This window comes from Chryseobacterium sp. UNC8MFCol (assembly GCF_000482305.1).
Lineage (GTDB): Bacteria > Bacteroidota > Bacteroidia > Flavobacteriales > Weeksellaceae > Chryseobacterium > Chryseobacterium indologenes.
Map to the genome: position 1 here is coordinate 278,547 of NZ_AXUZ01000004.1, position 26,194 is coordinate 304,740.

Here is a 26,194-nt window from a genome sequence, read left to right on the forward strand (position 1 = left end):
TCAGTAAAAATACTGAGAAAGTTTTAGAAATGGAAATTATTTGAGAAGAGATCGGATGTAAGGTTGCGGCTTGCAAAAGGCAGCTACCCTATTTTGCTTCTGAGACTACACTCCTAGTGTAATGACCAAGATTACGGATAACTTTTATAGAGTCTGCGTTATCTGCAAGAGCAAAAACAGGGTAAAATATAAGGTCTGAATCATGATGAAATAGCCGATGGAATTTTGATAAAAAAGAACAGGCTAAAGCCCGTTACCATTGACTTTTTATATTGTAGATAAGAACTACCCCATCTTTTTCAAGACCTTTTCAAATGTATTGATATTCCTGCTGGTAAACTGATCTTTGAGATTTTTCTTTCCGAGCACCTTTCCAAAAGTTGAATCCAGTGTATTTCCTTTCGGAACCTGCCAGTAAAACACATTGTCAACGATTTCCGCCTGCTCGTTGTCTGCCTGTGCGGCTTTTTGAAACTCTTCCATCAAAACATTTTCTACTCCCGGGATCCCGACAAAAGCATAAATATGGGCATCATCTTTCTTTTCGAAAGGTATACCGTTCCAGAAATTTTGGGTTTCTTCTTTAGATTTTACAAATAAAAAGGCTTCATAGGCAAAGTGTTCCGACATTGCTTTTTCAAGGATTGATTTTAACTCATCAGCATTTTTGTCGGAAGAGAAAACAATATTCCCGGAAGCCAGCACCGAGCTCACTTCTTTCATTCCCGCTTCTTTAAAAACCTGGCATACATCTGCCATTTTCATATTGGTTCCCTTTACATTAACGCCGCGGAGGAAAGCACAGTATTTCATAAGTTTGAGAGATTTGAGTTTTGGTTAGAGAGTATTAGTGAGAGAATTCCTCAATAATCACTTTTGACTTTAATACTCTTTAGTTTTTTAATCAATTCTAATATATAGATTATAGTCTGTTCCCGAAGGTTTCAGATGGTAAATTTTTTCCAGCATTTTATAGTCACTGTGCAGGTGATCTTTTACCCTGAACTCCTTTAATATTCTATAATGGGTCTGATAATAAAGAGCATCAGCGGTGTTTCCTTCGTACAGGTTTTTATAGGAGAGAAGGTACTTTGGTTTTCTGGTTTTTACCGTATTGATCCAATAATTCTTTTTGTCTTTTTTGATTTCTTCCTGAACCTGTTTATCTACCAATCCTACCTCATCAATGGTTTTTAATCCTGAAAAGTAAGGTACATAGCCGGCTGGTTCCAGTAAAATCCATTGGTTTTTGTCCTTTTCATATTGGTTTAAAAATACTCCGATTGTTCTGCGGTAATTCCATTCTCCGTTTCCGGTTGCAATGGCATGAATGGTCTGAAAAGCCAGCATAGGAAGAATATAAAATATAGCCAGTAATGAAAGCCATAGATTTCTTTTCTCTTTCTGTTCCAGCACAAATATCAGTACAGGTACAAAAAGGAGAAGCTGGGGAACCCAGTAATACCAGTCGAATAAACTCTTTTGCGAGATAAAAATAATCTGCTTTGCCCATCCGAAAATGAAAATTATCCATAGGAAATAATTCCTGTTTTGTCTCTGTCTTACTAAGTAAATAAAACAAAGTAATTCAAAAATCAATACGATAATGGTTACCGGATTAAAATTGCCCGGAACTTTCAACATTCCCCAGAAGTTTCCGAAACTTATCAGGAAGTAATCTATGTTTTGCTGAAAGGTAAAGCTCTGCTCATACAAGAGTTTCTTTGCAGTAATGGTATTATTCACAAGTTCTCCGAAGTAGAACCAGTTAAAAGCAACGGTAAGTAAAACGCCCCAGATCCCGCCAAAGACGTAATTCCATCTTATTTTTTTGTTCCAGAATACATCTACAAGAAATACGATTCCTAAAAAGATGACCGTATCAATCCTGGTGAACATAATGAGAACCGGAAAAAGGGTCAAAACCCATTTTTTCCCTTTATGAAAGCCATAATACAAGAGACACATTTCCAGAAAAAACAAAATTCCGTATTCCATTCCGAGGATGGAAATTTTAATGGACGGTGGAAGGATTCCTATTAAAAATATAAAAACAGCCTTTTGTAAAGGATTTTTAAGAACCAAATGAGACAACAGTAATGTGCCTATGGTGAAAAGTACTGAATTGAAAATTAAGAGTGGCTCAATAAAGTTTTCTTTGCCAAAAACCAGATTGAAGAGATAAGACACAAAAACATACAAATGAGTAGTAGAAGCCGATATTTTAGTATCACCATTGAAGCCTATTACTCCGTAATCCAATAGATTCTGGGCAACTCTCCAGGTGATAAAAGCATCTTCCTGAATATAATGTGTTAATAAAAAAAGAAGTTTAACAACAACTGTAAAAATTACAGCATAAATTGGGAACTTTTTGTTCTTTGTGTCAACCATTATGTATTTTTAAGTTTCACAAATATAATCTTAAAATTCAGTATTCCCAATAATAAAAAAACGGAACCGAAGTTCCGTTTTAAAAGTCTTTTATTGTGTTGCTTTGATTATTGCTGAAGTAATCTGATTTTCTTTTTCTTTTGAATAGGTAGAATCAAAAGGCTCCATGACATCAAACATATATTGGTAGAAAGGGGTGATTTTCTGAACCTCTTCAGATTCTTTCATAGCTTTCTCTTTGCCCATCTGCTGCAGATCTTTTACAAAAGCATTGAACTTTTTATCAATCGGCTCGATGGATTTAACCAGATAAGCATACGCTTTTTCTTTCTGTCCGATTCTGGTATAAGCATCGGTAACGGCTGCTACAACCAGAGAATATTCCATCGGTTTCGTTCTCATTTGTCTTCTCAGGTAGCTTTGATCTGATTTTGAAAGGCTGAAATAATAGTCGTACTCTTCAAAAATTCCTTTTTTAAGTACTTCTGCCAACTGAAGACCTTTCTGCTCCTGACCTGCGATAATATATCCTGATACAATAGAGCTTAGCGAGCGTGGATCATTATATTTCTCAGCCGGAATTTCTTTTGCAGCAAGATCCAATAATTCCAACGCTTTTGCCTTCTGTCCGCTTAATGCCAACGCAGAAGCAGCTCTGCTTGCTGACATTCTGTAGCTGATAATATTTGATGTAGCCGTTTCGTCAAAATGGGCATTTAGATCTTTAAAGTTCCCCCATCTGAAGTTTTTCACCACATTATAAAGAGAATTGGCATCTACTCTTCCCATATCTCCATCAGCAGTCTGAGGGGTATGAATTGGAATCAGTCTGTAACTGAAACCGTCAAACTGAAGATATTCATTAAGGTAGAAAATATTTTCGCTGTCATAAATTCCTCCTGAAGAGAAGTTAATAGGACGCTTCCAGTCAAAGTTTGCCAACATATCCAGTAAGATCAGATTGTTTTTGTACAATGTGTTTCCTTTGTAAGTAATCATAATCTGATTCACTACATTCGGAAGATCCGCCTGATTGATGATTCCCGCTTTTAAAGCATTTTCTTTATTAACAGGAAGAATAAATTTGTTGACAGGAAGAATGTTATATTTTTCATATTTCTCTTCTCCGAAATACATCTTCAAAAGCTGATCTTTTTCAGGAGATTTGAATTTGATAAAATCAATAGCTTGTTTCAGTGTCAGAGAGTCTTGGGTAAGATATTTTCTGAATGACTGGAATTCTGTTTCAGGAGCTCCCTGCTCTTTCAGCATAGAAAAAACGCCTTCCCAATCCTCTTTTTTCATCATATAGATCTGGTCGTTGACGCCATCTCTATAATCTTCATGAGTCAGCTGACTTGGAATTCCCATCGCGTTATAGGTTCTTCTCTTCACCTGATCTAAGTTCCATGGTGTAGAGGCCAGTGTAAAGTTAACCACCTTTACATCATCTCTGAACCTTTCCGTTTCCTGGATGGCCCAAACCGGATAAGTATCATTATCTCCGTAAACGAATAAAATATCATTTTTCGGCAATGATTTCAGTACAGAATAGGCATAATCATAAGCGGTATATCTGTTACTTCTGTCATGTACATTGTAATTCTGGAAGCCCATCATAAATGGAATTCCTAAAAGTACAACACCTAAAGCGATATTCGCCCCGTTGGATTTTATTTTCGATTGAAGGAACCATAGAATAGCTCCTGCCCCCAATCCGATCCAGATCGCAAATGCATAGAAGGAACCTACCATTGCATAATCTCTTTCTCTTGGTTCAAATGGTTTTACCCCTGTATAGAAAATAATTCCGACACTTGTTATAATGAACAATGATAATAGGGCGTAGAATCTTCCAAAATCTCTGTTCAACTGGAAAAAGAATCCTATTAAACCTAAAATTAAAGGAAGGAAGAAGAATTTTACCGTACTTTCATTTTTAAATTTAGCAGGCATTTTATCCTGATTTCCTACAATCACATTATCAATAAAAGGAATACCGGAAATCCAGTTTCCGTTGGTACTTTCCATATTCCCTTCCAGGTCGTTTTGTCTACCTACGAAGTTCCACATCAGGTATCTTACAAAATAATATCCGTTCTGGAAAGAAATGAAATAATCCATATTCTGAAGCAATGAAGGCTTCTGAACATTGATCAGGTTATAAGGTTTTACTTTCAAATAGTCTGCTGCCGTAATCGACTTGTCTTCATACTTTGCTCGCAATTCATCAAAAATCTGCTTAGCCTGTGGATTATCTGCCACATCTTCATTAGCATAATTGAATGTAAAATCAGGAGCTCCATACATTGAAATATAATTAGCCATTACACTCTTATCCTCATTAAACATTCTAGGCATCAGGCTTATCTGAGACTTGCTGAATACATAATTGAAACGGTCTCCTGTTTTTCTATACGTTCCGGTTTTCTCATCTTTTTCATAGATTTCACCGGTTTTCTGTGTTTTAAAACTTCCGTCTTCATTCTTTTCGATTCCGTTTGCATCAAGGAATGCCGTGTAATTCTGCCCGTAAATAGTCGGCCAGTCACCATACTGTTCCCTGTTGTAATAATCCAGCATACCAATTGCCGTATCCGGGTCATTAAGGTTCATCGGCGGATTAGCATTGGCTCTGATAGGAATCACCATCCAGCAAGAAAAACCAATAATCATAAATACCACTGACAAAGCCGCGGTCTGATAAAGTTTTTTCTTAGCTTTTCTCGCATATTTAATAATAAAATAACAGATCGCAGTCATCAGAATAAACGCTGCAATTGTTCCTGAGTGGAAAGGGAGTCCGAGACCGTTGACAAAGAAAATTTCCAGTCTTCCGAACATGGTCATAATTAAAGGGAAGATAATTTTAAAAACAACAATCAAAATTCCCAATGTAATAAGGTTGGCCCAGATGAAGTTCTTCCAGGTAAACTTATAATTTCTTGCATAGTATACAAGACATACCATAGGAGTTGCCAGCATACACATCATGTGTACCCCAACCGAAAGTCCCAAAACAAAGAAAATAAGAATAATCCATCTTTCACTGTCTGCTGCCTGATACTCATTTTCCCATTTCGTAATTAACCAGACCAAAAGAGCGATGAACATTGAAGCCATCGAATAAACCTCTCCCTCTACTGCAGAGAACCAGAATGTATCCGAAAATGTGAAGCACAATGCTCCCACTGCTCCGGCAAATAAAATAGAGATTTCCTGATGTTTCGTAATTTCTTCGAAATCTTTGTTTAAAAGTCTTCTCACCAAATGAGTGATCGTCCAAAACAAAAATAAAATAGTCAGCGCGCTGAACAATGCAGACATCGCGTTGATTACGATGGAATAATGTTCGCCATCTCCTAATGCAAACATGGCTGCCACAGCACCCACAATCTGGAATAATGCTGCCCCGGGAGCGTGCGTTACTTCAAGTTTTACTGCAGAAGAAATGTACTCGCCACAATCCCAGAAACTGAAATTGGGTTCTATTGTGGACAAGTACGTGAAAAACGCAATGACGAAAATCACCCATCCTAAAACGGTGTTCCATTGCCTAAAAGTCCAATTTTTCATAGTATTAAATCAATTATGCGAAAATAGGGCTTTTATATTATTTTATGTTGGTTTTAACAAAATTTAAAAAATTGGCGTGGAATTTGCGATTATACTCGTGCTAAAACTATAAACCTGAAAATAAATTTTTACAAAACGGGCGTCTAGAAATCAAACAAAAGTTTAGTAATTATTTATTTTTTTGTATTTTTGCAGTCAGATTTTTATTGAAAATAACAAATAATGAGTAATGTTTACGATAATATCCTTGGCCTAATAGGACACACTCCTATGGTGAAGCTAAATACTGTCACAAAAGATATTCCAGCAACCGTTTATGCCAAGTTAGAATCATATAATCCTGGACATTCCACCAAAGATCGAATCGCTCTTCATATTATAGAAAACGCAGAGAAAAAAGGCTTATTAAAAGAAGACTCTGTAGTTGTAGAAACTACTTCAGGAAACACTGGGTTTTCTATTGCGATGGTATGTATCATCAAGGGATATAAATGTATTCTCGCTGTTAGCGACAAAACCAAACCGGAAAAAATTGCCTATCTGAAGGCATTGGGAGCTACTGTATACATATGTCCTGCGAATGTACCGGCGGATGATCCGAGATCATACTATGAAGTGGCTAAAAGGATCGCACAGGAAACACCGAATTCCATTTATATCAACCAGTACTTTAATGAGCTCAATATTGACGCCCATTATCAGACTACAGGTCCTGAAATCTGGGAACAAACAGAAGGAAAGATCACTCACCTTTTTGCTTGTACCGGAACAGGAGGAACACTATCGGGTTCAGCGAAATTTTTGAAGGAAAAAAATCCGGATATTAAGATTATCGGAGTTGATGCAGATGGATCAATATTGAAAAGCTATCACGAAACAGGAGAAATTCATAAGGAAGATGTACATCCTTATCAGATTGAAGGAATGGGAAAAAACCTGATTCCAGCCGCTCTTCTTTTCGACAAGGTAGATGAGTTTGTAAGAGTAAATGATGAAATGTCTGCGTACAGAACCCGTGAAATTGCTTTGAAAGAGGCTATTATGGGAGGTTATACAACCGGAGCCGTAACGCAAGGACTTATACAATATGCACAGTCTCATGAATTGACTGAAAATGATGTAGTCATTTTAATATATCCTGATCATGGCTCAAGATACATCACCAAAGTATACAGTGATAAATGGATGGCCGAACAGGGATTTGTCAACAACTGTGTTCACAATTACGACGAAGTTTTCAAAACAGAGTTTATCAAATAAGAACAAATAAAATCACGATATAAATAAAGCCTTTTGCGTGTTCTACAAAAAAGGCTTTTTTACTTAAAAATTACGAAACAATGTTGGATATTTTTGAAAGAATAAAAGAAAATCCAGGACCACTTGGACAATTTGCAGATTATGGAGAAGGATATTTTATCTTCCCTAGATTGGAAGGTCCTATCGGCCCTAGAATGCAGTTTCAGGGTAGAGAAGTAATTTTCTGGAGTGCCAATGATTATTTAGGATTATGTAACCATCCTGAAGTAATAGAAGCGGATGCAAAAGCGGCTGCAGAATATGGAATGTTTTATCCGATGGGAGCAAGAGCGATGTCCGGAGAGACAGATCAGCACCTTCAGTTGGAAAGAGAATTGGCAGATTTTGTACAAAAAGAATCAGCATACTTACTGAATTTCGGTTATCAGGGGATGGTTTCTACCATTGATGCTCTGGTAAGCAGAAATGATGTCATTGTTTATGATATGGATTCTCATGCCTGCATCGTAGATGGAGTGAGACTTCATTCAGGTAAAAGATTTACCTATAAGCACAATGACATGGAAAGCCTTGAGAAAAACCTTCAGAGAGCAACGAAAGTAGCGGAAGAAACAGGAGGAGGAATCCTTGTGATCACGGAAGGAGTTTTCGGAATGAGAGGACAGCAAGGTAAGATCAAAGAAATTTGTGACCTTAAATCAAAATATCAGTTCAGACTTTTAGTAGATGACGCCCACGGATTCGGAACACTTGGTAAAACAGGTGCCGGAGTTGGTGAAGAACAGGGCTGTAATGATCAGATTGATGTCTACTTCTCTACTTTTGCAAAGTCAATGGCCGGTTTCGGAGCCTTCCTTGCAGGAGATAAAGAGATCATCAGATATCTGAAATTCAACCTGAGATCACAAATTTTTGCGAAGTCTCTTACAATGCCGATGGTAATCGGAGGTTTGAAAAGACTGGAACTTTTAAGATCCAGACCTGAGATCAAAGCTAAGCTTTGGGAAAATGTAGACAAATTACAGAATGGGTTAAAGGAAAGAGGATTTAATATTGGAGATACCAATACGTGTGTGACTCCGGTCATGATGCAGGGAACTCCGGTAGAGGCTACTCTTCTTGTAAAAGATTTAAGAGAAAACTTCGGGATCTTCACATCGGTCGTTGTATACCCTGTGATTCCGAAAGGAATGATTCTTTTAAGATTAATTCCTACAGCTTCTCATACCGATGCCGAGATTAATGAAACACTGGCAGCCTTTGAAGCGATTCACGATAAATTAGTAAGTGGTTACTATAAAGAGCAGGAGCAATTATTACTGCAGGAACAGGGATTAAGTTTTAAACCGATTTAATTCATCACCATACAAAAAACCACTGATTGATTCAGTGGTTTTTTTATTTTAAAAACTATAAAAGCTATTAAAACAAATGAAACTTAGAGGGTATATACTGGGCGTTTTATCAGCCGTTTCTTATGGATTGATTCCTATTTTTATCCTGCCCATCAAGCAGGCTCATTTTTCGATGGATATTACACTGTTTTACAGATTTTTCTTTTCAGCACTGATGTTGGGTGGATATCTGATTTATTCCAGACAAAATTTCAGGATCAATAAAAAAGAGGCTTTGATCTTGGCTATTTTGGGAATATGCTATGCCCTTTCCTCTGAATTTTTGTTTTTAGGATACGATTTTCTTACCCCCGGAATTGCCTCCACAGTTCTGTTTATCTACCCTATCATTGTAGCGTTGATCATGTTCTTTTTTTATAAGGAGAGGCTTACCAAATTATCTGTAGGGTCATTGCTTCTTGCCTTTATAGGGGTTATCATTTTATGTTTAAAAGGCAACGGATTCGAAATTAATTTTGCCGGACTCGGGATTGTCATGCTCAGCTCATTATTTTATGCGCTGTATATGGTGATTGTCAATAAATCCCATCTTAAAGTTTCAGGGTTTAAGCTGACTTTCTATTCAATGCTTTTTACCTCCCTGTTTTTTATGACCAAATCTTTTATAGGCCATGAATCATTTGTTATTCCTTCAACCACTATCTTTTTTAACTTTCTTATTTTTGCTTTTCTTACTACAGTGATATCCAGCTTATGTCTGGTATATGCTATTAAAAATATCGGTTCTACACCGGTAGCTGTTTTGGGAGCACTGGAGCCTGTAGTGGCGGTCATGGTAAGTGTATGTATGTTTAACGAAAAATTCACCTTCAATCTGTTGATCGGGATCACCCTTATTTTACTGGGAGTTATCCTGAATGTTATTTCTGATCGTAAAAATACGGCTCATGCTTAAATAGTAAACTATGCAGAGATTACAGCAAATAACGAAGGAGCAACTATATCTCTATTTAAAAAATCAATCAGAAAATTTCTATTCTGTCGTTTCTTCAGCACTTGATTTTACAATTTTCGGAGAACAGTCTTCAGATGATGAGGATCTTTCCGAATTTCTTGAAATGCTGGATAAAGAAACTGCAGAAAAAATAAGAGCAGTATCTTCACAACCCGATGAAGGCAATCTTCATACAATTGTTCTGGCACAAAATGAAAGTTCGACCACTCTGGATATAGTGTCTGAGGATGATGAGGGATACAAAATTATCCTTCTTGACAAGGATCTTGATCTCTCTGAAAATCTCTTTGTAGAAGAATACACGGTTCTGATTGTCATGGGAAATATAAAGGCTGAAAATATCGTGGTCAACGGTTCCCTTTACTGCTCCGGAAGCCTGTCCTGTTCCGTATTATTTGGAGCATCGGGTAATGATAATGAAACATATGTTGAAGAAAATATATCCTCAGATCTTATTGCTGAAAATGGACATTATACGGTAGCTGAAGGGAGTATCCATTCGAAATATTTAATAAGCCTTCACAATGAGATTCAGGGAAAAGCCGGAAGATCTGTTGAAAACATACGTCTGGATGGCTTCAATGACCCGGAAGTTCTGTCGGATAAAATTTTGGATGAAAATGGCTATTTCCATGAAGGCTATTTTCTTGAATTTATCCGTAATAATACTCCCGATGCTGTATTTAAATAATTTTTGTTCAGGATAAAATAAGCTAATTTTTTTACATCTATGAATACAGTGATATACGGAAGAAATTGTTTGGCATATAAGCAAGTCTGTATAACAATATTTCAACCCTGTATATAATCAGGAGCAAAAATTTTTTTCTGAAAAAACTTTGGAATAACTTTGCAAAAAATTTCTGTTGAAAGACCTGCTTCTTATTACTCCGCCTTTTACCCAACTTAATACTCCTTATCCTGCCACTGCTTATATTAAAGGATTTTTAAATACCAAAAATATTTCAAGCTATCAGGTTGATTTGGGGATTGATGTTATTTTGGAATTATTTTCAAGAGACGGACTTGAAAAGGTTTTCAGTATGAAAACAGACCCCGCAAATGCATCTGAAAATTCCCGGAGAATCTTTGCATTACGGGAAGAATATTTAAAAACGATAGATCAGGTTATCCCCTTCCTGCAGGGAAAAACACCTACATTGGCAAGACAGATCTGCAGCATGAATTTTCTTCCGGAGGCTTCCCGTTTCAACCAGTTGGATGATATGGAATTCGCTTTCGGGAATATGGGTTTACAGGATAAAGCCAAACATCTGGCAACATTATACCTTGAGGACATCTCTGATTATATTGTTGAGAATATGGATGCAGACTTCGGCTTCAGCAGATATGCAGAGCGTCTCGGAAAAAGTGCGAACTCTTTTGATGAATTATATTCAAAATTATCCGGTGAACAGACATTTATCGATGATTTTACTTTAAAAATTCTTCGTGAAAAAATAGAAGCTGTGGAACCAAAGCTTGTCTGTTTTTCCGTTCCGTTCCCAGGCAATTTATATTCCGGTTTCAAATGTGCCCAGTTTATAAAAAAGAATTATCCTCATATTAAAATTGCTATGGGTGGAGGATTTCCTAATACAGAATTAAGGGAAGTACAGGATCGGAGGGTTTTTGAATTTTTTGATTTCATCACATTGGATGACGGTGAAGTTCCGCTTGAGCTTCTTTGTGAAAATGTAGTGCATTCCAAAGAAAATCCTGAATATAAAAGAACTTTTTTGCTTGAAGATCAGCAAGTCGTTTATAAAAACAATTCAAAAAAACACGATTATAAACAAGCAGATATCGGAACTCCGGATTACACCGATTTGAAGCTGGATCAATATATTTCGGTCATTGAAATTGCCAATCCTATGCACAGCCTGTGGAGTGACGGACGATGGAATAAGCTCACCATGGCCCATGGCTGCTATTGGGGAAAATGTACTTTCTGTGATATCTCGCTGGATTATATTAAGATCTATGAACCTGTTTCTGCCAAAATTCTTGTTGACAGAATGGAAGAGCTTATCAAAACAACCGGCGAAACAGGTTTCCATTTTGTAGACGAAGCTGCACCTCCGGCTCTGATGAGAGAGGTTGCTCTGGAAATCCTACGAAGAAATCTTGTCGTTACCTGGTGGACGAATATTCGATTTGAAAAAAGCTTCACGAGAGATCTTTGTTATCTGTTAAAACTTTCGGGTTGTGTTGCTGTTTCAGGAGGACTTGAAGTAGCCAGTGACCGACTGTTGAAATTAATCGACAAAGGAGTTTCCGTAGAACAGGTTGCCAAAGTGACCAGAAATTTTACCGAAGCAGGTATTATGGTACACGCGTATCTGATGTATGGCTACCCTACCCAAACTGTTCAGGAAACAGTGGACTCTTTAGAAATGGTCCGCCAGATGTTTGAAATGGGAATTCTCCAAAGTGGATTCTGGCATCAGTTTGCCATGACTGCCCATTCACCGGTCGGGATGAGTCCTGAAGATTTCGGGGTCGTTCCGGTAAAACAGGAAATTCACTTTGCCAACAATGATATCGATTTTAAAGATAAAACCGGAATCGACCATAACAAATTCAGTTTCGGCCTCAAAAAGTCTCTTTTTAATTATATGCATGGAGTGAATTTTGAAATGTCGCTCCAGGAATGGTTTGATTTCAAAATTCCGAGAACAAATATTCATCCCGACTATATTCACGATTGTCTTTTAGAAGAAAATGAATTTGTTTTTAAAGGAAATTCAAAAATTGTTTTTTTAACCAAGAACGTAATCGCTGAGAATCGGATAAAAAATAAAAAGAAATATTCCGGTGCGTATACCCTTCTGACATTCCACTTAAAAACCAATATTGTAACGGTGGAACTTGAACAGGAAAAGGCTGAGTGGCTGATGAAAATTCTGGAAGAACATGCCATTGAAAATTTAAAAAAACCTACAGTTCAGCAACTTAAAAATAATTTTGAAGAAAATTTTGAAGATTTTGAGTTATTTTGGTTTTCGAAACCCATGCAGCAATTGAAAGAAAATGGGGTGATTTTAAGTTTATAAAACCGGTTAGTTTTTTCTCAAGGATTTTTGAAAACTCGCTTTTTTTCTGAAACGACTATAAATTTCTGTCATTCCGTAGGAATATTTTATGTTTTGGCTAAAGCCAATGGAATGTGGAATTCTTATTTTCCCGCAGATCGCATTTTCCAATCTTTTTCTAATGGGGCTGCTCTTTTACCACAGGACCTACAGATACCTTTTCCTGTATTTTAATAAAAGTAGGATCCATAATCGCCAGCCTTTCAGCAAGTGCTTTATAGGTCGGAAATTTCAAAATGGAAGCTCTGCCTGACATTTCCTTATAGATCGTGAAAGACTTTCCTCCAGCAGTTTTTAATTGTTTTGTAGTGGTTATATATTTTCCGATATACTTACTTTTGGCATCATAGATTTCGATATCGACGAAAGTCTTATCCATAATCGTATCATCTGAACCGAAACTTACCGGCAAATTGGTAAAATATCCTACCGGGACACCATTGCTTAAAATTTCGCCTACCTTATTGACTTCAATATTCATTTTATCAATTTTGGTTTTCACTGTATATCCTTCCTTGGTTTTGGTGTCAAGTTTTCGTTTCGGAGGATTGGCAAATAGTTCATCGAGGTTTTTCACATTGATTCCTTTATTATCAATGATCTTTAATCCTTTTATAGAAGTATAGACTGCGGACTTTTCTTCTCCTGAAAATGCAGAAGGGGAAATATAATCCAATTCAAGGGTTTTATCTCTGTTGTATACCCGGTTAATCTGAATATAGCTGTCACGAACGGAGTCGACAACGCTTTTATCAATAAACTTTATAGTATACAGAGGGGTTTCCTTCAAATCCAAAAAAGTATATTCACTGGATTTGTGGGTAAGTTTTGCTACCGGGATTCCGTCTAAATTAATAATTCCTCTTTTGGTCTTGATATTCTGTGCATGAAGGGAAATGACCAGAAGTGTAAAGAATATGATTATACTTTTCTTCATAGAATCAGACTTTTACATACATAAAAAAAGTGTAACACAAAGTTACACTTTCTTGAAAATATATTTAGCTTTTCATTTAATTATTCACAAAGGATAATTCCTTTATTATGATTAAATTCTACAACACCGCTTTTGATAGCATAAGCAAAAACAGAGTCTTTTCCAGCTTCTTTGGTAAAGTTTTTAGCAAAAGCTTCATCAATAGAATTAGCAAATAGCTTTACCTCACCTCCGATCAAAGAAGAAACGATTCCCGCGTGGTTTTTCATGATGTGAAATTCACCATTTTTCCCAGGCAATAATACAGATTCTACTTCTCCTTCAAAAACTACATATTCTGGTGTTAAAATTTTTATATTCATTTTAATTTAGATTTGAAGATTTCAGATTTCAGATTTCAGACAACCTTAACGTCTCATGTCTAGTATCTGATCTCTTTATGTCTAATTTATTAAGCGTTTTCAGCTAACATTTTTTGTCCTGCTTCGATAGCTTCCTCGATAGTTCCTTTCAAGTTGAAAGCTGCTTCTGGTAAGTGATCTAATTCACCATCCATAATCATGTTGAATCCTTTGATCGTATCTTTGATATCAACCAATGATCCCGGAATACCTGTAAACTGTTCTGCTACGTGGAAAGGCTGAGACAGGAATCTCTGAACTTTTCTCGCACGGTAAACTACTGATTTATCTTCTTCAGAAAGTTCTTCCATACCAAGGATTGCGATGATATCCTGAAGCGCTTTATATCTTTGAAGAATTTCTTTTACTCTTTGAGCACAGTTGTAGTGATCGTCACCGATAACTTCCGGAGCAAGGATTCTTGAAGTAGATGCCAATGGATCTACCGCCGGGTAAATACCTAATGAAGCAATCTTTCTGTCAAGTACTGTTGTTGCATCCAAGTGGGCAAACGTTGTTGCAGGAGCCGGGTCAGTTAAGTCATCCGCAGGTACGTAAACCGCCTGTACTGAAGTAATTGAACCATTTTTAGTTGAAGTAATTCTTTCCTGCATCGCACCCATTTCAGAAGCAAGAGTCGGTTGGTAACCTACCGCTGATGGCATACGACCAAGAAGTGCAGACACCTCAGAACCAGCCTGTGTAAAACGGAAGATGTTGTCTACGAAGAAAAGTACGTCTCTACCTTGTCCGCTTTCACCACCATCTCTATAATACTCAGCCAATGTAAGACCAGAAAGTGCTACTCTCGCTCTTGCACCTGGCGGCTCGTTCATCTGTCCGAAAACGAATGCTGCTTTAGAATCTTTCATAGCTTCTAAATCTACTTTAGAAAGATCCCAACCTCCGTTTTCCATAGAGTGCATGAAATCATCACCATACTTGATAATACCTGATTCCAACATCTCTCTCAAAAGGTCATTCCCTTCTCTCGTTCTTTCACCTACTCCGGCAAAAACCGAAAGACCTCCGTGTCCTTTTGCAATATTGTTAATCAACTCCTGGATCAATACTGTTTTACCTACACCGGCACCACCGAACAAACCAATTTTACCTCCCTTTGCGTAAGGTTCCACTAAGTCGATTACTTTAATACCTGTAAATAAAACTTCTGCAGAAGTTGAAAGTTGATCAAATTTTGGAGCTTCTCTGTGGATAGGAAGACCTCCGTCTTTAGAAATATTTTGAAGTCCGTCGATAGCATCACCAACTACGTTGAATAATCTTCCGTTTACAGCCTCACCGATTGGCATGGTAATAGGATTTCCGTATCCGATTACATCCTGACCTCTCTTAAGACCGTCTGTAGCGTCCATTGCAATACATCTTACTGTATCTTCGCCAATATGTTGTTCTACCTCTAAGATTACTTTTTCACCGTTTTCTTTTGTAATTTCTAACGCGTCATAGATTGCTGGAACAGATTCCACATCTGTGAAGACAACGTCGATTACCGGACCAATAATTTGAGAAATTTTACCTTTAATTTGGTTTGCCATTGCTAAATTTTTTCTTGGTGCAAATATAGTGATTCTTCATAAACCCACAATTGGTAAAAAAAAGATTTTTATCATGCTTTTATAAATTTCCCTATGCAGGAATTTTCCAATGCAGGAATGATTTTTTCAGGTAAAAAATATTGCGACATTGTTATATTGATAGATTGTTACATTATATCTATATTTGCAATCAAAAATTTCTCCGTTTTGAAAGTTTTCAAGAATTTTAAAGATTATTCCTCTCAGAAGCCTTTAGCATTGTCTCTGGGTATGTTTGACGGGGTACATCTTGGGCATAAAAGTATTATTGATGAACTGATAAAAGTAGGTGCAGACAACAATCTGGAAACTGCCATCCTTACTTTCTGGCCCCATCCCAGGTTTGTTTTCAATCCCAATGAAGATTTAAAACTTCTGAATACTTTAGAAGAAAAGAAACAACTGATAGAAAAATATTGCATTGATAACCTGTTCCTGAAAGAATTTGATGAAGAATTCAGAAACTTGACAGGCGAAGAATTTGTACGCCAGATTTTAATTGACAAACTGAATGTAAAATACCTTATTATAGGTTATGACCATTCTTTTGGAAAGAATAAAAGCGGAAATTTTGACCTTCTGGTAAAATTATCCAAAGAGCTTGGCTTTGAAGTAGAGCAAATGGAAGCTATTAATATTCATGAAAATAACATTAGCTCTACAAAGGTTCGCAATGCCCTTTTAACCGGAGATATTAAGGAAGCCAATGAAATGCTGGGATACTCCTACTCTGTTTCCGGAACGGTAGTCCACGGTAAGAAAATCGGGAGAACAATAGGCTATCCTACTGCGAATATCGATACTGAATCATTAAAACTTCTTCCTAAAAAGGGGGCTTATATCGTTGAAGTTGACGTAAAAGGACAACACTACAAGGGAATGTTGAGCATTGGGACCAATCCTACCGTAAACGGTGAAAAATTAACCGTTGAAGTTTATATCCTTGATTTTGATGAGGATATTTATGATGAAAGAATTACGGTAAGATTCAGGGATTTTCTCCATGATGAAATCAAATTCGAAGGTATTGAAAAGCTGATTGAAAGACTCGACGAAGATAAAAGATTAACAGAAGAATTTAATTTCTAAAAGATACAAAAAAGGCTGTCTCACTATGGGGACAGCCTTTTTTCCTATTTTCTATTGGTTAAAATCCTATTGTAAGGGTTTATTTCAATACTTTCAAATATACCTTCTGGGTTTCTCCATTCAGTTTTACGTTAGGGAATTGCTTATCGTGATCGATAAAGATATCTCCTTTCTCACCCGCTTTTCCGTTGCCGTCTGAATCCCAACTTACGGCAACATAGTATTTAACAGGTCCTGCCGGCTTCGGATTAATTTTACTTTCAGCATCTTTCGGAACGGCAAGATCGATGGTAAACGGAACAGATTTTTGTTCAAATTCCTGTTCGGTAATTAATGTTGCCGGCGCATCTGCCAATCTTTCATCTGCTCCGTACAGACTCACTTTGAATTTAGGATTTTTAATCACAAACTTGTCTGTCCCGGAAAATTCCAATTTCAGATTGTCGGAACCTTCTGCTGCAGTCGCAGTCTCTGTAGGTGGAGTTTCGGTAGTACCGGCGTTGTCTTTTGGAGCCGGCTTATTGCAGCTTGTCAGCATCAATGTACCAGCCGCCATGAATAATAAAAGGTGATTTCTCATTTGTTCTTTATTTTATTAATGTTGATTTAGTATTTCACTCCTATTTGATAACAAATTTCGTACCTAAAAGAAATCAATTTAAATGTACAGTTTTATGAATTATTCACCAGATCCCGGGCTTTTTTAGTCAAAGACTTAAAAACCAGATTATAGGACTGGTCGATGAGTTTAAAAATTAAATCTTTTTTCAATCCATCAAGCATCACGGAGTTCCAATGGGTTTTATTCATATGATAGGCACCGGTAATCTGAGGATGTTGTTCCCGTAATTCTGCACTCCATTCCGGATCAGTTTTCACGTTAATTGATAATGGCTGCTTTTCAAGCCCCATCAGTAAGAACATTTTAGTATCTACTTTTAACACAAGTGTTTCGTTATCAAAAGGAAAACTCTCAGTAACCCCTTTTTTAGCAAGACAATAGTCTAAAACTTCGTTGGCATCCATGGTATAATTGTGAATAATGAATAATGGTTGATAATATTCTTTTAGTCTTTCAATCAAATTTAGTAAATTTAAGAAGAGAAAAAAAGTTTCACCAATCACAATTATTATGAAAGCTTTGGTAATCGGTGCTACAGGCGCTACAGGAAAAGATCTGGTCAACCAGTTACTCAACGATAAAGATTTTGAGGAAGTTGATATTTTCGTAAGAAAACCCGTCAATATTCAAAATGACCGGCTGAATGTGCATGTGGTCAATTTTGAAAAACCTGAAGAATGGAAAGAAATGGTGAAGGGAGATGTAGCCTTTTCATGTCTTGGTACTACTTTAAAAGCCGCTGGAAGCAAGGAAGCACAGAAAAAAGTAGACTTTGATTATCAATATGAATTTGCAAAAGCAGCGAAGGAAAATAATGTTGAAGACTATATTCTGGTTTCCGCTTACGGCGCTAACCCGACATCGAAAATTTTCTACTCTAAAATGAAGGGTGAGCTTGAAGAAGCCGTAAAGCAGCTTCATTTCACCAAAATAACCATTTTTAAACCGGGAATGCTCGAAAGGAAAGATTCTGAACGGACCGGGGAAGTTTTAGGAAGCAGGATTATAAAATTTGCTAATAAACTGGGACTGCTGGAAAGCCAGAGGCCCTTACCTACTGATATTTTAGCAAAGGCCATGATCAATTCTTCAAAGATTAAAAGCAATGGGTATTCCAGTATCAAACTGGGGAATATATTTTGTTTTGCAGAGAAAACAACTACGTGATCATGAATGGAAGTGAGTATCAATTATTTTGTAGTGGTACTTCCCATTTTCTGTCCTAATTTTTCATACTCGATATCATTAGGCTCCCAGAGTTCTATTTTGTTTCCTTCAGGATCCATTATATGGGCGAATTTTCCATATTCATAGGTCTCTATCTTGTCAACGATTGTTACATTTTCTTTTTTAAGTTGTTCAATGAGTTTTTCGAGATTATTTACCCTATAATTAATCATAAAATCTTTTTCAGAAGGCTGAAAGTATTTTGTCTTTTCACTGAATGGACTCCATTGGCTGAATCCTTTTTTGGAATTGTCAGCGCCCTGGAACCATTCAAACACGGCACCATATTCGTTGGTAGCAAGGCCTAAATGGTCTTTATACCATTCTCTCATTTTCTTAGGATCTTTAGATTTAAAAAAGATTCCGCCAATGCCGGTTACCCTTTTCATATCATCAGATTTAGTTTCAGTAACCGCTTTAAATGCAAATCCTGACATAAATGAAGCCAGAATGCAAAGGATAAAAATTATTTTCTTCATGGATATTTGAAATTGGGTTAAAAATAAAAAAAGCGGATGTAAAACACCCACTTTGTAAAAATATACTTTTTTATCTTTATTTCAGATATTTTGTAACCGCATCGTCTGTCGGCTTCGTTGTGCTTACAAAAGTATCGATTAGTTTTCCATTCTCGTCCAGTAAAAACTTGGTAAAGTTCCAAAGGATTGTTGTATTCTTTACCCCGTTGAGTTCCTGCTCTGTCAGATATTTAAAGATAGGTGCCGTATCATCTCCTTTTACTGAAACTTTAGCAGCCATCGGAAATGTAACGCCATAATTTTTCTGGCAAAATGCACCGATTTCAGTATTGGTACCAGGCTCCTGTCCTCCAAAATTATTGGCCGGAAAACCTACGATAACTAATTTATCTTTATACTGTTCATATACTTTTTCCAGGTCTGCATACTGGGGAGTAAATCCGCATTCTGAAGCGGTGTTAACGATAAGGATTTTTTTTCCTTTAAAATCGACAAAATTAATTTCTTTCCCGTCAAGGCCTTCTACTTTGAAATCATATATTGTTTTTCCCATAAGTTCTTTGGTTTTAGCTTCAGAAATTTCAGTTTTTTGGTTGGTGCAGCTTTGCAGAAAAGCAATTGCGGAAAGCAGCATTAAAAAAATATTTTTCATTTCTTATTCATTTTATACAGTATGACTGCAATTAATTTAAAATTTAAAAATATTAGCCGGAAAAACTTTGTTGACATCAATTTTATTGAATAGCATTACATAGTCACCGTCTTTTTTAGGGCTTGAAGATTCAATTCTGAAAGGCATTACAAGATTTCCTACTTTTTTATAATCGGAATATACAACCGTTTCATCTTTTTTCACTTCTTTTAAAAGCATATATGTATTAGTATCAAAAAAATACAAATTTTTGTTCACATTCTTGGTCAGCTCTACTTTATGGCAATAGATCTCTCCTACTTTTTCTTTTCCAAGATATTTTGCGGCAAAACCTTTATTTTCCCAGTCGATGAAATCATTGTCAAAGCTTTCGGGAATATATTCAGGGTATACCTGAAGTTTGTTGGCTGCATAATTCATTGCATAGCCTTTTGTTCCGTCAAAACCTTCAATAGCAGTTTCTTTTCCACCGGTTGTAATTAATGTTTTCGTAAGGTTAGGACGTTGCTGGTAAATCTTTATAGGATATTCATCTTTAATTCCCAGGACTACTTTTCCCTGAAGCAATACTGAGTTTAAAAGTTTCCAATTGGTTAATCCTCCGGATAATTCAATGTTTTTGTCTATAATTTCTTTTGCGGTTTGTGCAAAAACTAAATGTGAACATATCAGGCCAAATACTAGCAGTAACTTCTTCATTAATTTTATTTATAAATTCAAATATAAGGGGATTTGAGATAAAAAGCAAAAACGTCGAATTGCCCTATTCTTTTTGAAATGATTGCATTTTAAATTAATTTCCTTGCTTTTTCCAGATCTTCAGGCGTATCAATGCCTACTCCCACGAAATTCGTTTCCACCATTTTTATTTTCATTCCATATTCAAGATAGCGGATGCATTCTATCTTTTCTGAAATTTCCAGAGGTTTCATTTCCAGTTTTGAAAACTGCAGCAAAGCTTCTTTCCTGAAAGCGTATACACCGATATGTTTATAATAGTTTATATCATAGGACACCTCCCGGTGAAACGGTATCACAGAGCGGCTGAAATAAAGGGCAAAACCATTATTGTCGGTAATTACTTTTACGTTATTGGGATTTTCAATTTCTTCTTTTTCAAATAATTGAATTTTTAAAGAAGCCAGAGAAATTTCTTTGCGGTCATCATTTTTAAAAACTTCTATTAATTGCTTTAAAGGGTCCAGTTTAAGAAACGGTTCGTCTCCCTGGACATTGATAACGATATCACAGTCAATATTCTGTACCGCCTCAGCAATCCGGTCACTTCCCGTTTCATGTTGTCCCGTCATTACTGCTTTTCCTCCGTTTTTTACAATTTCATCTAAAATGATTTCAGAATCTGTTGCGACAAAAACTTCATCAAACAAACCGGTTTCAACAACATTCTGATAAGTAGTTGTGATAACAGTTTTGTCTCCTAAAATCTGCATCAGTTTTCCCGGGAAACGGCTTGCCTCATAGCGTGCAGGGATGACAGCGATAATTTTCATTCAGTACAATATTAATTAAGTATCTTCAGGCCAATATCTCCAAAAAAGATGATATGGCTTATTCAGACCAAAAATAGTGAAAAGTATTTTAGTTTGATCTATAAAATGTGGTATTCTGCCCCATAGTCTTCATAAATCCTTCGAATTCTGCCTTTTTAAAAAACAAAATTCCCACATTTTCATTAAAAATGTGAGAATAGGGTATAGATTTTTATTAAATGAGTCAATAAATTAAAAAGAGAGTTTCACTCCTACCATATTGTATTCCCATTGACGGGATGCCATAAGGTCAAATTTATATTTTGTTTTTCCTATAGTCCCTTCTGTTGAAGTGTATCTGCTTTTTGAGATGGTTTTTCCTATAAAATATCCCATCAATAATGCCAACGGGTAATCTGAAGCCCAGTGTACTTTGCTTTGCATCATTTGAAAGCATAATGCTCCGGCCAGGGTGTATCCAACAGGTTTTATCCATTTTGCATCAGGATAATTGTCTGCAATAACTGTTATACCGGCCATAAATGTTGTTAAATGACCTGATGGCATGGCATCGTAATTGGAGGTATTTTTGCTGAAGGCCGAAAAACTTGGAAAAGGATTCCATGCCCCTCCTTTGTTACCATTTTCTTCTGCAATAAACGGGCTTTCTCTTCCGGTAATCCTTTTAATGGTCTGAGTGAAAACTCCGGAAAGAATTAAACTTTCCATCAATCCGCTCGCTGTAGCCTGTGCTCTGTAGTCATTTTTGATTAAACCGTAAGTCCCGAAACCAATTCCCAACAAAACCAGTGTAGAACCGTTTCCGATAAGGTAAAGAGTGGAACCGATATCTTTGGGTATTTTAAAAACACCCCCAAGTTTGGTGTAATTGTTATCCTTGTCCATTCCCCATCTCTCACCGAGTTCCCTCGAATTATCGATCAGTTTCTGATCAAAAGGTAACAGGATCAATGTGGAGGCCACTGCTCCACCTAAGTAATAAGCATGATCTTTTGCAACAAAATCTTTATTGGTATCAATAAAATTTCGGGGTAATTTGGTTACAAAATCAAAAAGTTTGGGTTTAGGGTATGTTCTGACCGAACCATCTTTCAAAGTATAGGTTTGTACTTTCGGTGCATCCGTAGATAATTCCTGTTGTAATTCTTTTACCTGCAATGTATCCACTTCCTGTGCACATATCATTACAGAAAAAGGTAATAGCAAAAATCTCAGTTTTTTCATCGTTGTCGTTTTCAACCCTGTTTATTCTTATAAAAGCCCCAAAGGTACTTCCAACTTGACTGTACTACAAAATGTTTAGCTGATTTTTAATTTTTATTTAATTTTTTTTCAAAAAAGATTAATATAGCCTAAAGTAGCTAATAAAGAGTAGTTTACAAGAACCGAAAGTGCCATCGGTAACGATTTAGTAATGGTGCTTACTGCACTCGCTTTCATCTGATTACCTTGTAAATCATTACTGCAAATTTAATAAAAAAAGGGTTAAGTCGTAGCGTACTTAACCCTTTTTCTGTTTTTTCTAATTCTTTCAGAAACAGTAATTAAAAATAAATCTTTCCCAATATGGGGGCAACCTGTGATATTGGTTCCAAGATTATTTCCAAGTTTTGACAAATCAACAAAGATGTAATTCCGAAACAAGTAGTGCTAATTTCTAAACGTCTAAGCTATGGAAATCGTGTTGAACAAAATATTATCGCAAATTCATCATCAGGAAGACAAGCTGTCTTCTCAAATGATGCGAACGGCAGACGAGGCTTACCAAATGACCTTATTCCTGAAGGAAATGCTATTTACCATAAAGATGAAAGTCTTACAAACCGGATTTAAGGATGAACAGCAGGAAATCAATTTTTTCAAGAACATTAAACCGCAGATTTTAGGAAAACTAATTTATTACAATAAAGTATTCCGTATTGAAACCACCTGTCCTGTAAGTACCGGGAGAATACATCAAAGCTATTATGAGAACCAATTAAAAGCCCTCAAATCAGAATATAAAGAAAGCATTTGCAATGAGGATTTTTACAGATACTACCGTGCTGACAGAACAGACCGTGACCATATTTATTTCAGGCTCGGACAAATCAATTACCACGATGGGTTAAAGAGTGGCGTGTTTGAAATCGACCTAAGTTTCTCCACATACTTTGATAACAAAATAGCCCACATTATAGCGAATGAATTACTTTACACCTATATGCTTACTAAAATTAACCCCGAAAAAAATCCCGATACCATTTTAATGAACGGAGATACACACAAAGACATTTCGTGGACTAATTCACAAAATGCGCTTATTGAATTGATTTACGCCCTGTATGCTTCCAAATCTATTGCATACGGTAAAATAGGTATCAGAAAATTAGCATTGATTTTTCAAATCTTATTCCGAACTCCCTTAAACGATATACATCATTCTTTCCACCGAATGAAAACAAGGGCAGGCTCCCGGACAGCGTTTTTAGACCAACTCAAAATTTCCCTCGAAGAATATATGGATAAAGACCTTTAGCCGTAACAGCAAAAGTGTTTCAAAGCAGTACATTTTGTGTACTGCTTTTTTTGTCCATATCTGCCAATTGGCAAAAGTTGGCAAAAAGCTACAACAAAATAACTGAAACACGCTAAAACCCTTATTAAACAAGGATTTTCCTCATTGCAAAAAAAAATCAAAAAAGTGCCAAACCAATGGGTAAGCATTGGCAGACAAACACTGCCACACTTCTGAATTTTGCCCTGTGAACATTAAACAGCAGTGCAATGAATATTATAACAGTTGACGAAGAAGTGTGGAAGCACCTCAATGAGCGGTTGAAAGCCATTAGCGAATATATCCTCAAACTGGAAGATACAAGCTACGATAGTTTGTGGCTCAACAATCACGAAGTCTGCCAGTATCTCCACATCAGCGAAAAAACATTGTGGCGTATGCGCACCAATGGGCAGATAGCCTTTTCAAAAATGTACGGGCAGTATTACTATACGATTGGTGCTATCAAGGAAATGCTCAACGCTAACGCCGTGCAGACGACCGATGAATATGTGGAGCAGCTTATGGCGAAAGGCAAAAGCTATATCGAGAAAGGCAGAAAGCTGAAATCAGATAACCATTAAAGGCGTACCCGTATGAATATCGACAAAATGGAATTTGTGGCGTGGATGGAACGCATAATGGACAGGCTTGACATTCTCGGCAACCACATAGACGATTTACAAAAGAAGCGTAACAGCATAGACGGCGAAGAATTACTGGACAATCAGGATTTATTGCAAATGCTAAAAATTAGTAACCGTTCCCTGCAACGGTATCGCTCAATAGGCAAGCTACCCTATTATACCATCAGCGGAAAGCTGTATTACAAACTGTCCGATGTGCATCAGTTTATCAGGGAAAGTTTTAACCCGCCTTTGCCCAAATTGGATGCCAATAAGTGACAAATGCTGCCTTTGAGTGCCACTTAAAGCAAATCAGTGAAGGCTTCCTTTACATTCGACCGTGAAATTTTAAAATTTTCAGACTATGAGCGAAGAAACAGCAAATAAGCAGGAAATGCCCGAACAGCTTTCGGACATATTACTCGTACTGGATAAAGAGAAAATGAAAATCCAGGCGGTAAAGAGTATTGATGAAAACGGTAAAATGGAAACCGTTGACCCCACCAAGAAAAACCAAAACCAGTTTATGCGTGTGGACAAAGGCGGCGATTTCTTTTCCAACTTCTTTTCCAATTTTTTCAGCCAGTTAAAGAACCCTACAAACTTTACTTTCTTCAAAGTGCCTGCCCCTGTTGCTGCTGAAAAAGCACAGGAATTGCAAAAGCACTTAAATAAGCCCACTCCACAGGGCGAAAAAGTACTGAAAGAACACGAAGTGAAAGCAGAACCCCAGCCGGATAAAAAACAAGAAAATCAAAATAATATGGCAACAGCACAAACAACAACGGAAACAAGCGAATACCGCTACAAGCCGGAGCAGGTTGATTGGGACACAATGAAAAACCTCGGATTAAGCAAAGAGTATCTTGAAAAAAGAAATCTGCTCGACCCTTTGTTACGTGGTTACAAAACCAATGAACTTTTACCGATAGGAATTAACCTCGGTGGTTCTATCCTCCGCACGGATGCCCGCCTGTCTTTGCAGCAAGCGGAAGACGGCAATGTTATCGTGGCAATACACGGTATCAAAAGAGAACCTAACCTGCATTTTGAGTTTTTCGGTCACAAGTTTACGGACGAAGACAAGAAAAACCTGCTCGAAACGGGCAATATGGGGCGTGTCGTCAATTTGGTAAATTCCAAAACGGGCGAACTGATGCCGTCCATTATCAGCATTGACAGGCTGACCAATGATGTGATTGCATTGCGCACGGAGTTTATCAAAATTCCCGATGAAATTAAGGGCGTAAAGCTGAATGACGAACAAAAGCAAACGCTGATGGAGGGAAAACCACTCTATTTAGAGGGTATGACTTCCACTAAGGGAACGGAGTTTTCGGCAACGGTACAATTCAATGCTGACAAAAGATACGTTGAGTTCCTGTTTGACAGAAGCAATAACAATCAGCAAGCGCAAACGAACCAACAGAACACCCAACAAAGCCAACCACAGGAAGCCCCGAAAACATTCCGTGGTAAAGAACTAACCGATGAGCAACATAAGGATTTCAAAGCAGGTCAAACTATCTACATTGATGGATTAAAAGATAAAAAAGGGCAACCTTATCAGGGCTATATCACTTTCAATAAGGATACAGGAAAGACCAATTTTGAGTTTCCTAACCACTATAAGGAAAGGGTAAAACCCACCGAAGCCCATAAAACACAGACTGCTGTCAATTCAGAGGGCAAAACCAACGAAGCAACCAAGAACGTCCAAGAGCCTTTAAAGTCCGGGCAGCAAAGACCGAAAAATGAAAAGCAGCAGGAACAACAGGACAATAAGCCTGCAAAATCCAAAGGCAGAAAAATGTAATACAG

General features: G+C 37.0%; 24 protein-coding genes. 11 read left to right on the forward strand and 13 right to left on the reverse strand.

The window, feature by feature from the left end:
- Positions 1-285: 285 nt before the first annotated feature.
- The 3 genes from M030_RS0104450 to M030_RS0104460 all read right to left on the reverse strand — a co-directional run bounded on the left by M030_RS0104450 (position 286) and on the right by M030_RS0104460 (position 5,970).
- Complete coding sequence (locus tag M030_RS0104450) at positions 286-813, reverse strand: DUF1697 domain-containing protein (protein WP_027372439.1); 528 nt, start codon at positions 811-813, stop codon at positions 286-288.
- An 87-nt stretch (positions 814-900) separates the two neighbouring features.
- On the reverse strand, positions 901-2,394 hold the full coding sequence (locus tag M030_RS0104455) for a hypothetical protein (RefSeq protein ID WP_027372440.1): 1,494 nt from the start codon (positions 2,392-2,394) through the stop codon (positions 901-903).
- A 90-nt stretch (positions 2,395-2,484) separates the two neighbouring features.
- Positions 2,485-5,970 (reverse strand): DUF2723 domain-containing protein, encoded by a 3,486-nt coding sequence (locus M030_RS0104460; RefSeq protein ID WP_027372441.1) that lies wholly within the window; start codon positions 5,968-5,970, stop codon positions 2,485-2,487.
- A 222-nt stretch (positions 5,971-6,192) separates the two neighbouring features.
- Here M030_RS0104460 and M030_RS0104465 point away from each other — a divergent pair, with 222 nt between their 5' ends.
- The 5 genes from M030_RS0104465 to M030_RS0104485 all read left to right on the forward strand — a co-directional run bounded on the left by M030_RS0104465 (position 6,193) and on the right by M030_RS0104485 (position 12,656).
- On the forward strand, positions 6,193-7,230 hold the full coding sequence (locus M030_RS0104465; protein ID WP_027372442.1) for a PLP-dependent cysteine synthase family protein: 1,038 nt from the start codon (positions 6,193-6,195) through the stop codon (positions 7,228-7,230).
- A gap of 83 nt (positions 7,231-7,313) precedes the next feature.
- Positions 7,314-8,585 (forward strand): aminotransferase class I/II-fold pyridoxal phosphate-dependent enzyme, encoded by a 1,272-nt coding sequence (locus M030_RS0104470; RefSeq protein WP_027372443.1) that lies wholly within the window; start codon positions 7,314-7,316, stop codon positions 8,583-8,585.
- Between the two features lie 76 nt (positions 8,586-8,661).
- Positions 8,662-9,540, forward strand: coding sequence for a DMT family transporter (locus M030_RS0104475; RefSeq protein WP_027372444.1), 879 nt, complete (start codon positions 8,662-8,664; stop codon positions 9,538-9,540).
- Positions 9,541-9,550: 10 nt separating this feature from the next.
- A complete protein-coding gene (locus tag M030_RS0104480) occupies positions 9,551-10,291 on the forward strand; it encodes a hypothetical protein (RefSeq protein ID WP_027372445.1) in 741 nt (246 codons plus the stop codon).
- 175 nt (positions 10,292-10,466) lie between these two features.
- Positions 10,467-12,656 carry a B12-binding domain-containing radical SAM protein gene (locus M030_RS0104485; protein ID WP_027372446.1) on the forward strand — a complete coding sequence of 730 codons (2,190 nt, stop codon included), beginning with the start codon at positions 10,467-10,469 and terminating at the stop codon, positions 12,654-12,656.
- A gap of 157 nt (positions 12,657-12,813) precedes the next feature.
- On the opposite strand, the gene M030_RS0104490 is transcribed toward M030_RS0104485, so the two are convergent.
- From M030_RS0104490 to atpD, 3 genes are all read right to left on the reverse strand, one after another.
- Positions 12,814-13,632, reverse strand: a complete 819-nt coding sequence (locus tag M030_RS0104490; protein WP_027372447.1) for a hypothetical protein — start codon at positions 13,630-13,632, stop codon at positions 12,814-12,816.
- An 80-nt stretch (positions 13,633-13,712) separates the two neighbouring features.
- Positions 13,713-13,994 (reverse strand): FoF1 ATP synthase subunit delta/epsilon, encoded by a 282-nt coding sequence (locus M030_RS0104495; RefSeq protein WP_027372448.1) that lies wholly within the window; start codon positions 13,992-13,994, stop codon positions 13,713-13,715.
- A gap of 89 nt (positions 13,995-14,083) precedes the next feature.
- Positions 14,084-15,592, reverse strand: a complete 1,509-nt coding sequence (atpD, locus tag M030_RS0104500; protein WP_027372449.1) for a F0F1 ATP synthase subunit beta — start codon at positions 15,590-15,592, stop codon at positions 14,084-14,086.
- Between the two features lie 207 nt (positions 15,593-15,799).
- Here atpD and M030_RS0104505 point away from each other — a divergent pair, with 207 nt between their 5' ends.
- Positions 15,800-16,720 (forward strand): bifunctional riboflavin kinase/FAD synthetase, encoded by a 921-nt coding sequence (locus M030_RS0104505; RefSeq protein WP_027372450.1) that lies wholly within the window; start codon positions 15,800-15,802, stop codon positions 16,718-16,720.
- 79 nt (positions 16,721-16,799) lie between these two features.
- On the opposite strand, the gene M030_RS0104510 is transcribed toward M030_RS0104505, so the two are convergent.
- Positions 16,800-17,300: a hypothetical protein gene (locus M030_RS0104510; protein ID WP_228375184.1), complete on the reverse strand. Its 501-nt coding sequence runs from the start codon at positions 17,298-17,300 to the stop codon at positions 16,800-16,802.
- A 92-nt stretch (positions 17,301-17,392) separates the two neighbouring features.
- Positions 17,393-17,746, reverse strand: coding sequence for an MmcQ/YjbR family DNA-binding protein (locus M030_RS0104515; protein WP_027372452.1), 354 nt, complete (start codon positions 17,744-17,746; stop codon positions 17,393-17,395).
- Positions 17,747-17,852: 106 nt separating this feature from the next.
- On the opposite strand from M030_RS0104515, the gene M030_RS0104520 reads away from it, so the two are divergent.
- Positions 17,853-18,509 carry an NAD(P)H-binding protein gene (locus M030_RS0104520; RefSeq protein ID WP_034722097.1) on the forward strand — a complete coding sequence of 219 codons (657 nt, stop codon included), beginning with the start codon at positions 17,853-17,855 and terminating at the stop codon, positions 18,507-18,509.
- A 23-nt stretch (positions 18,510-18,532) separates the two neighbouring features.
- Here M030_RS0104520 and M030_RS0104525 read toward each other — a convergent pair whose 3' ends face one another.
- The 5 genes from M030_RS0104525 to M030_RS0104545 form a co-directional block, all read right to left on the reverse strand.
- Positions 18,533-19,048: a VOC family protein gene (locus M030_RS0104525; protein ID WP_316931401.1), complete on the reverse strand. Its 516-nt coding sequence runs from the start codon at positions 19,046-19,048 to the stop codon at positions 18,533-18,535.
- Between the two features lie 76 nt (positions 19,049-19,124).
- Positions 19,125-19,700: a glutathione peroxidase gene (locus tag M030_RS0104530; RefSeq protein ID WP_027372455.1), complete on the reverse strand. Its 576-nt coding sequence runs from the start codon at positions 19,698-19,700 to the stop codon at positions 19,125-19,127.
- A 36-nt stretch (positions 19,701-19,736) separates the two neighbouring features.
- Positions 19,737-20,399 (reverse strand): hypothetical protein, encoded by a 663-nt coding sequence (locus M030_RS0104535; protein WP_027372456.1) that lies wholly within the window; start codon positions 20,397-20,399, stop codon positions 19,737-19,739.
- A gap of 89 nt (positions 20,400-20,488) precedes the next feature.
- A complete protein-coding gene (gene kdsB, locus M030_RS0104540) occupies positions 20,489-21,211 on the reverse strand; it encodes a 3-deoxy-manno-octulosonate cytidylyltransferase (RefSeq protein WP_027372457.1) in 723 nt (240 codons plus the stop codon).
- A 231-nt stretch (positions 21,212-21,442) separates the two neighbouring features.
- The gene (locus M030_RS0104545) at positions 21,443-22,435 is read right to left on the reverse strand and encodes a phosphatase PAP2 family protein (RefSeq protein WP_027372458.1); all 993 of its coding nucleotides are present in this window, start codon (positions 22,433-22,435) and stop codon (positions 21,443-21,445) included.
- A gap of 448 nt (positions 22,436-22,883) precedes the next feature.
- On the opposite strand from M030_RS0104545, the gene M030_RS0104550 reads away from it, so the two are divergent.
- The 4 genes from M030_RS0104550 (at position 22,884) to M030_RS0104565 (ending at position 26,189) form a co-directional block, all read left to right on the forward strand.
- A complete protein-coding gene (locus M030_RS0104550; RefSeq protein ID WP_002978395.1) occupies positions 22,884-23,729 on the forward strand; it encodes an RteC domain-containing protein in 846 nt (281 codons plus the stop codon).
- Positions 23,730-23,977: 248 nt separating this feature from the next.
- The gene (locus M030_RS0104555; RefSeq protein ID WP_002978396.1) at positions 23,978-24,331 is read left to right on the forward strand and encodes a helix-turn-helix domain-containing protein; all 354 of its coding nucleotides are present in this window, start codon (positions 23,978-23,980) and stop codon (positions 24,329-24,331) included.
- Positions 24,332-24,343: 12 nt separating this feature from the next.
- Positions 24,344-24,652, forward strand: a complete 309-nt coding sequence (locus M030_RS0104560; protein ID WP_002978404.1) for a helix-turn-helix domain-containing protein — start codon at positions 24,344-24,346, stop codon at positions 24,650-24,652.
- 85 nt (positions 24,653-24,737) lie between these two features.
- Entirely contained in the window at positions 24,738-26,189 is a 1,452-nt protein-coding gene (locus M030_RS0104565; protein ID WP_002978406.1) for a DUF3945 domain-containing protein, read from the forward strand.
- Positions 26,190-26,194 lie beyond the last annotated feature (5 nt).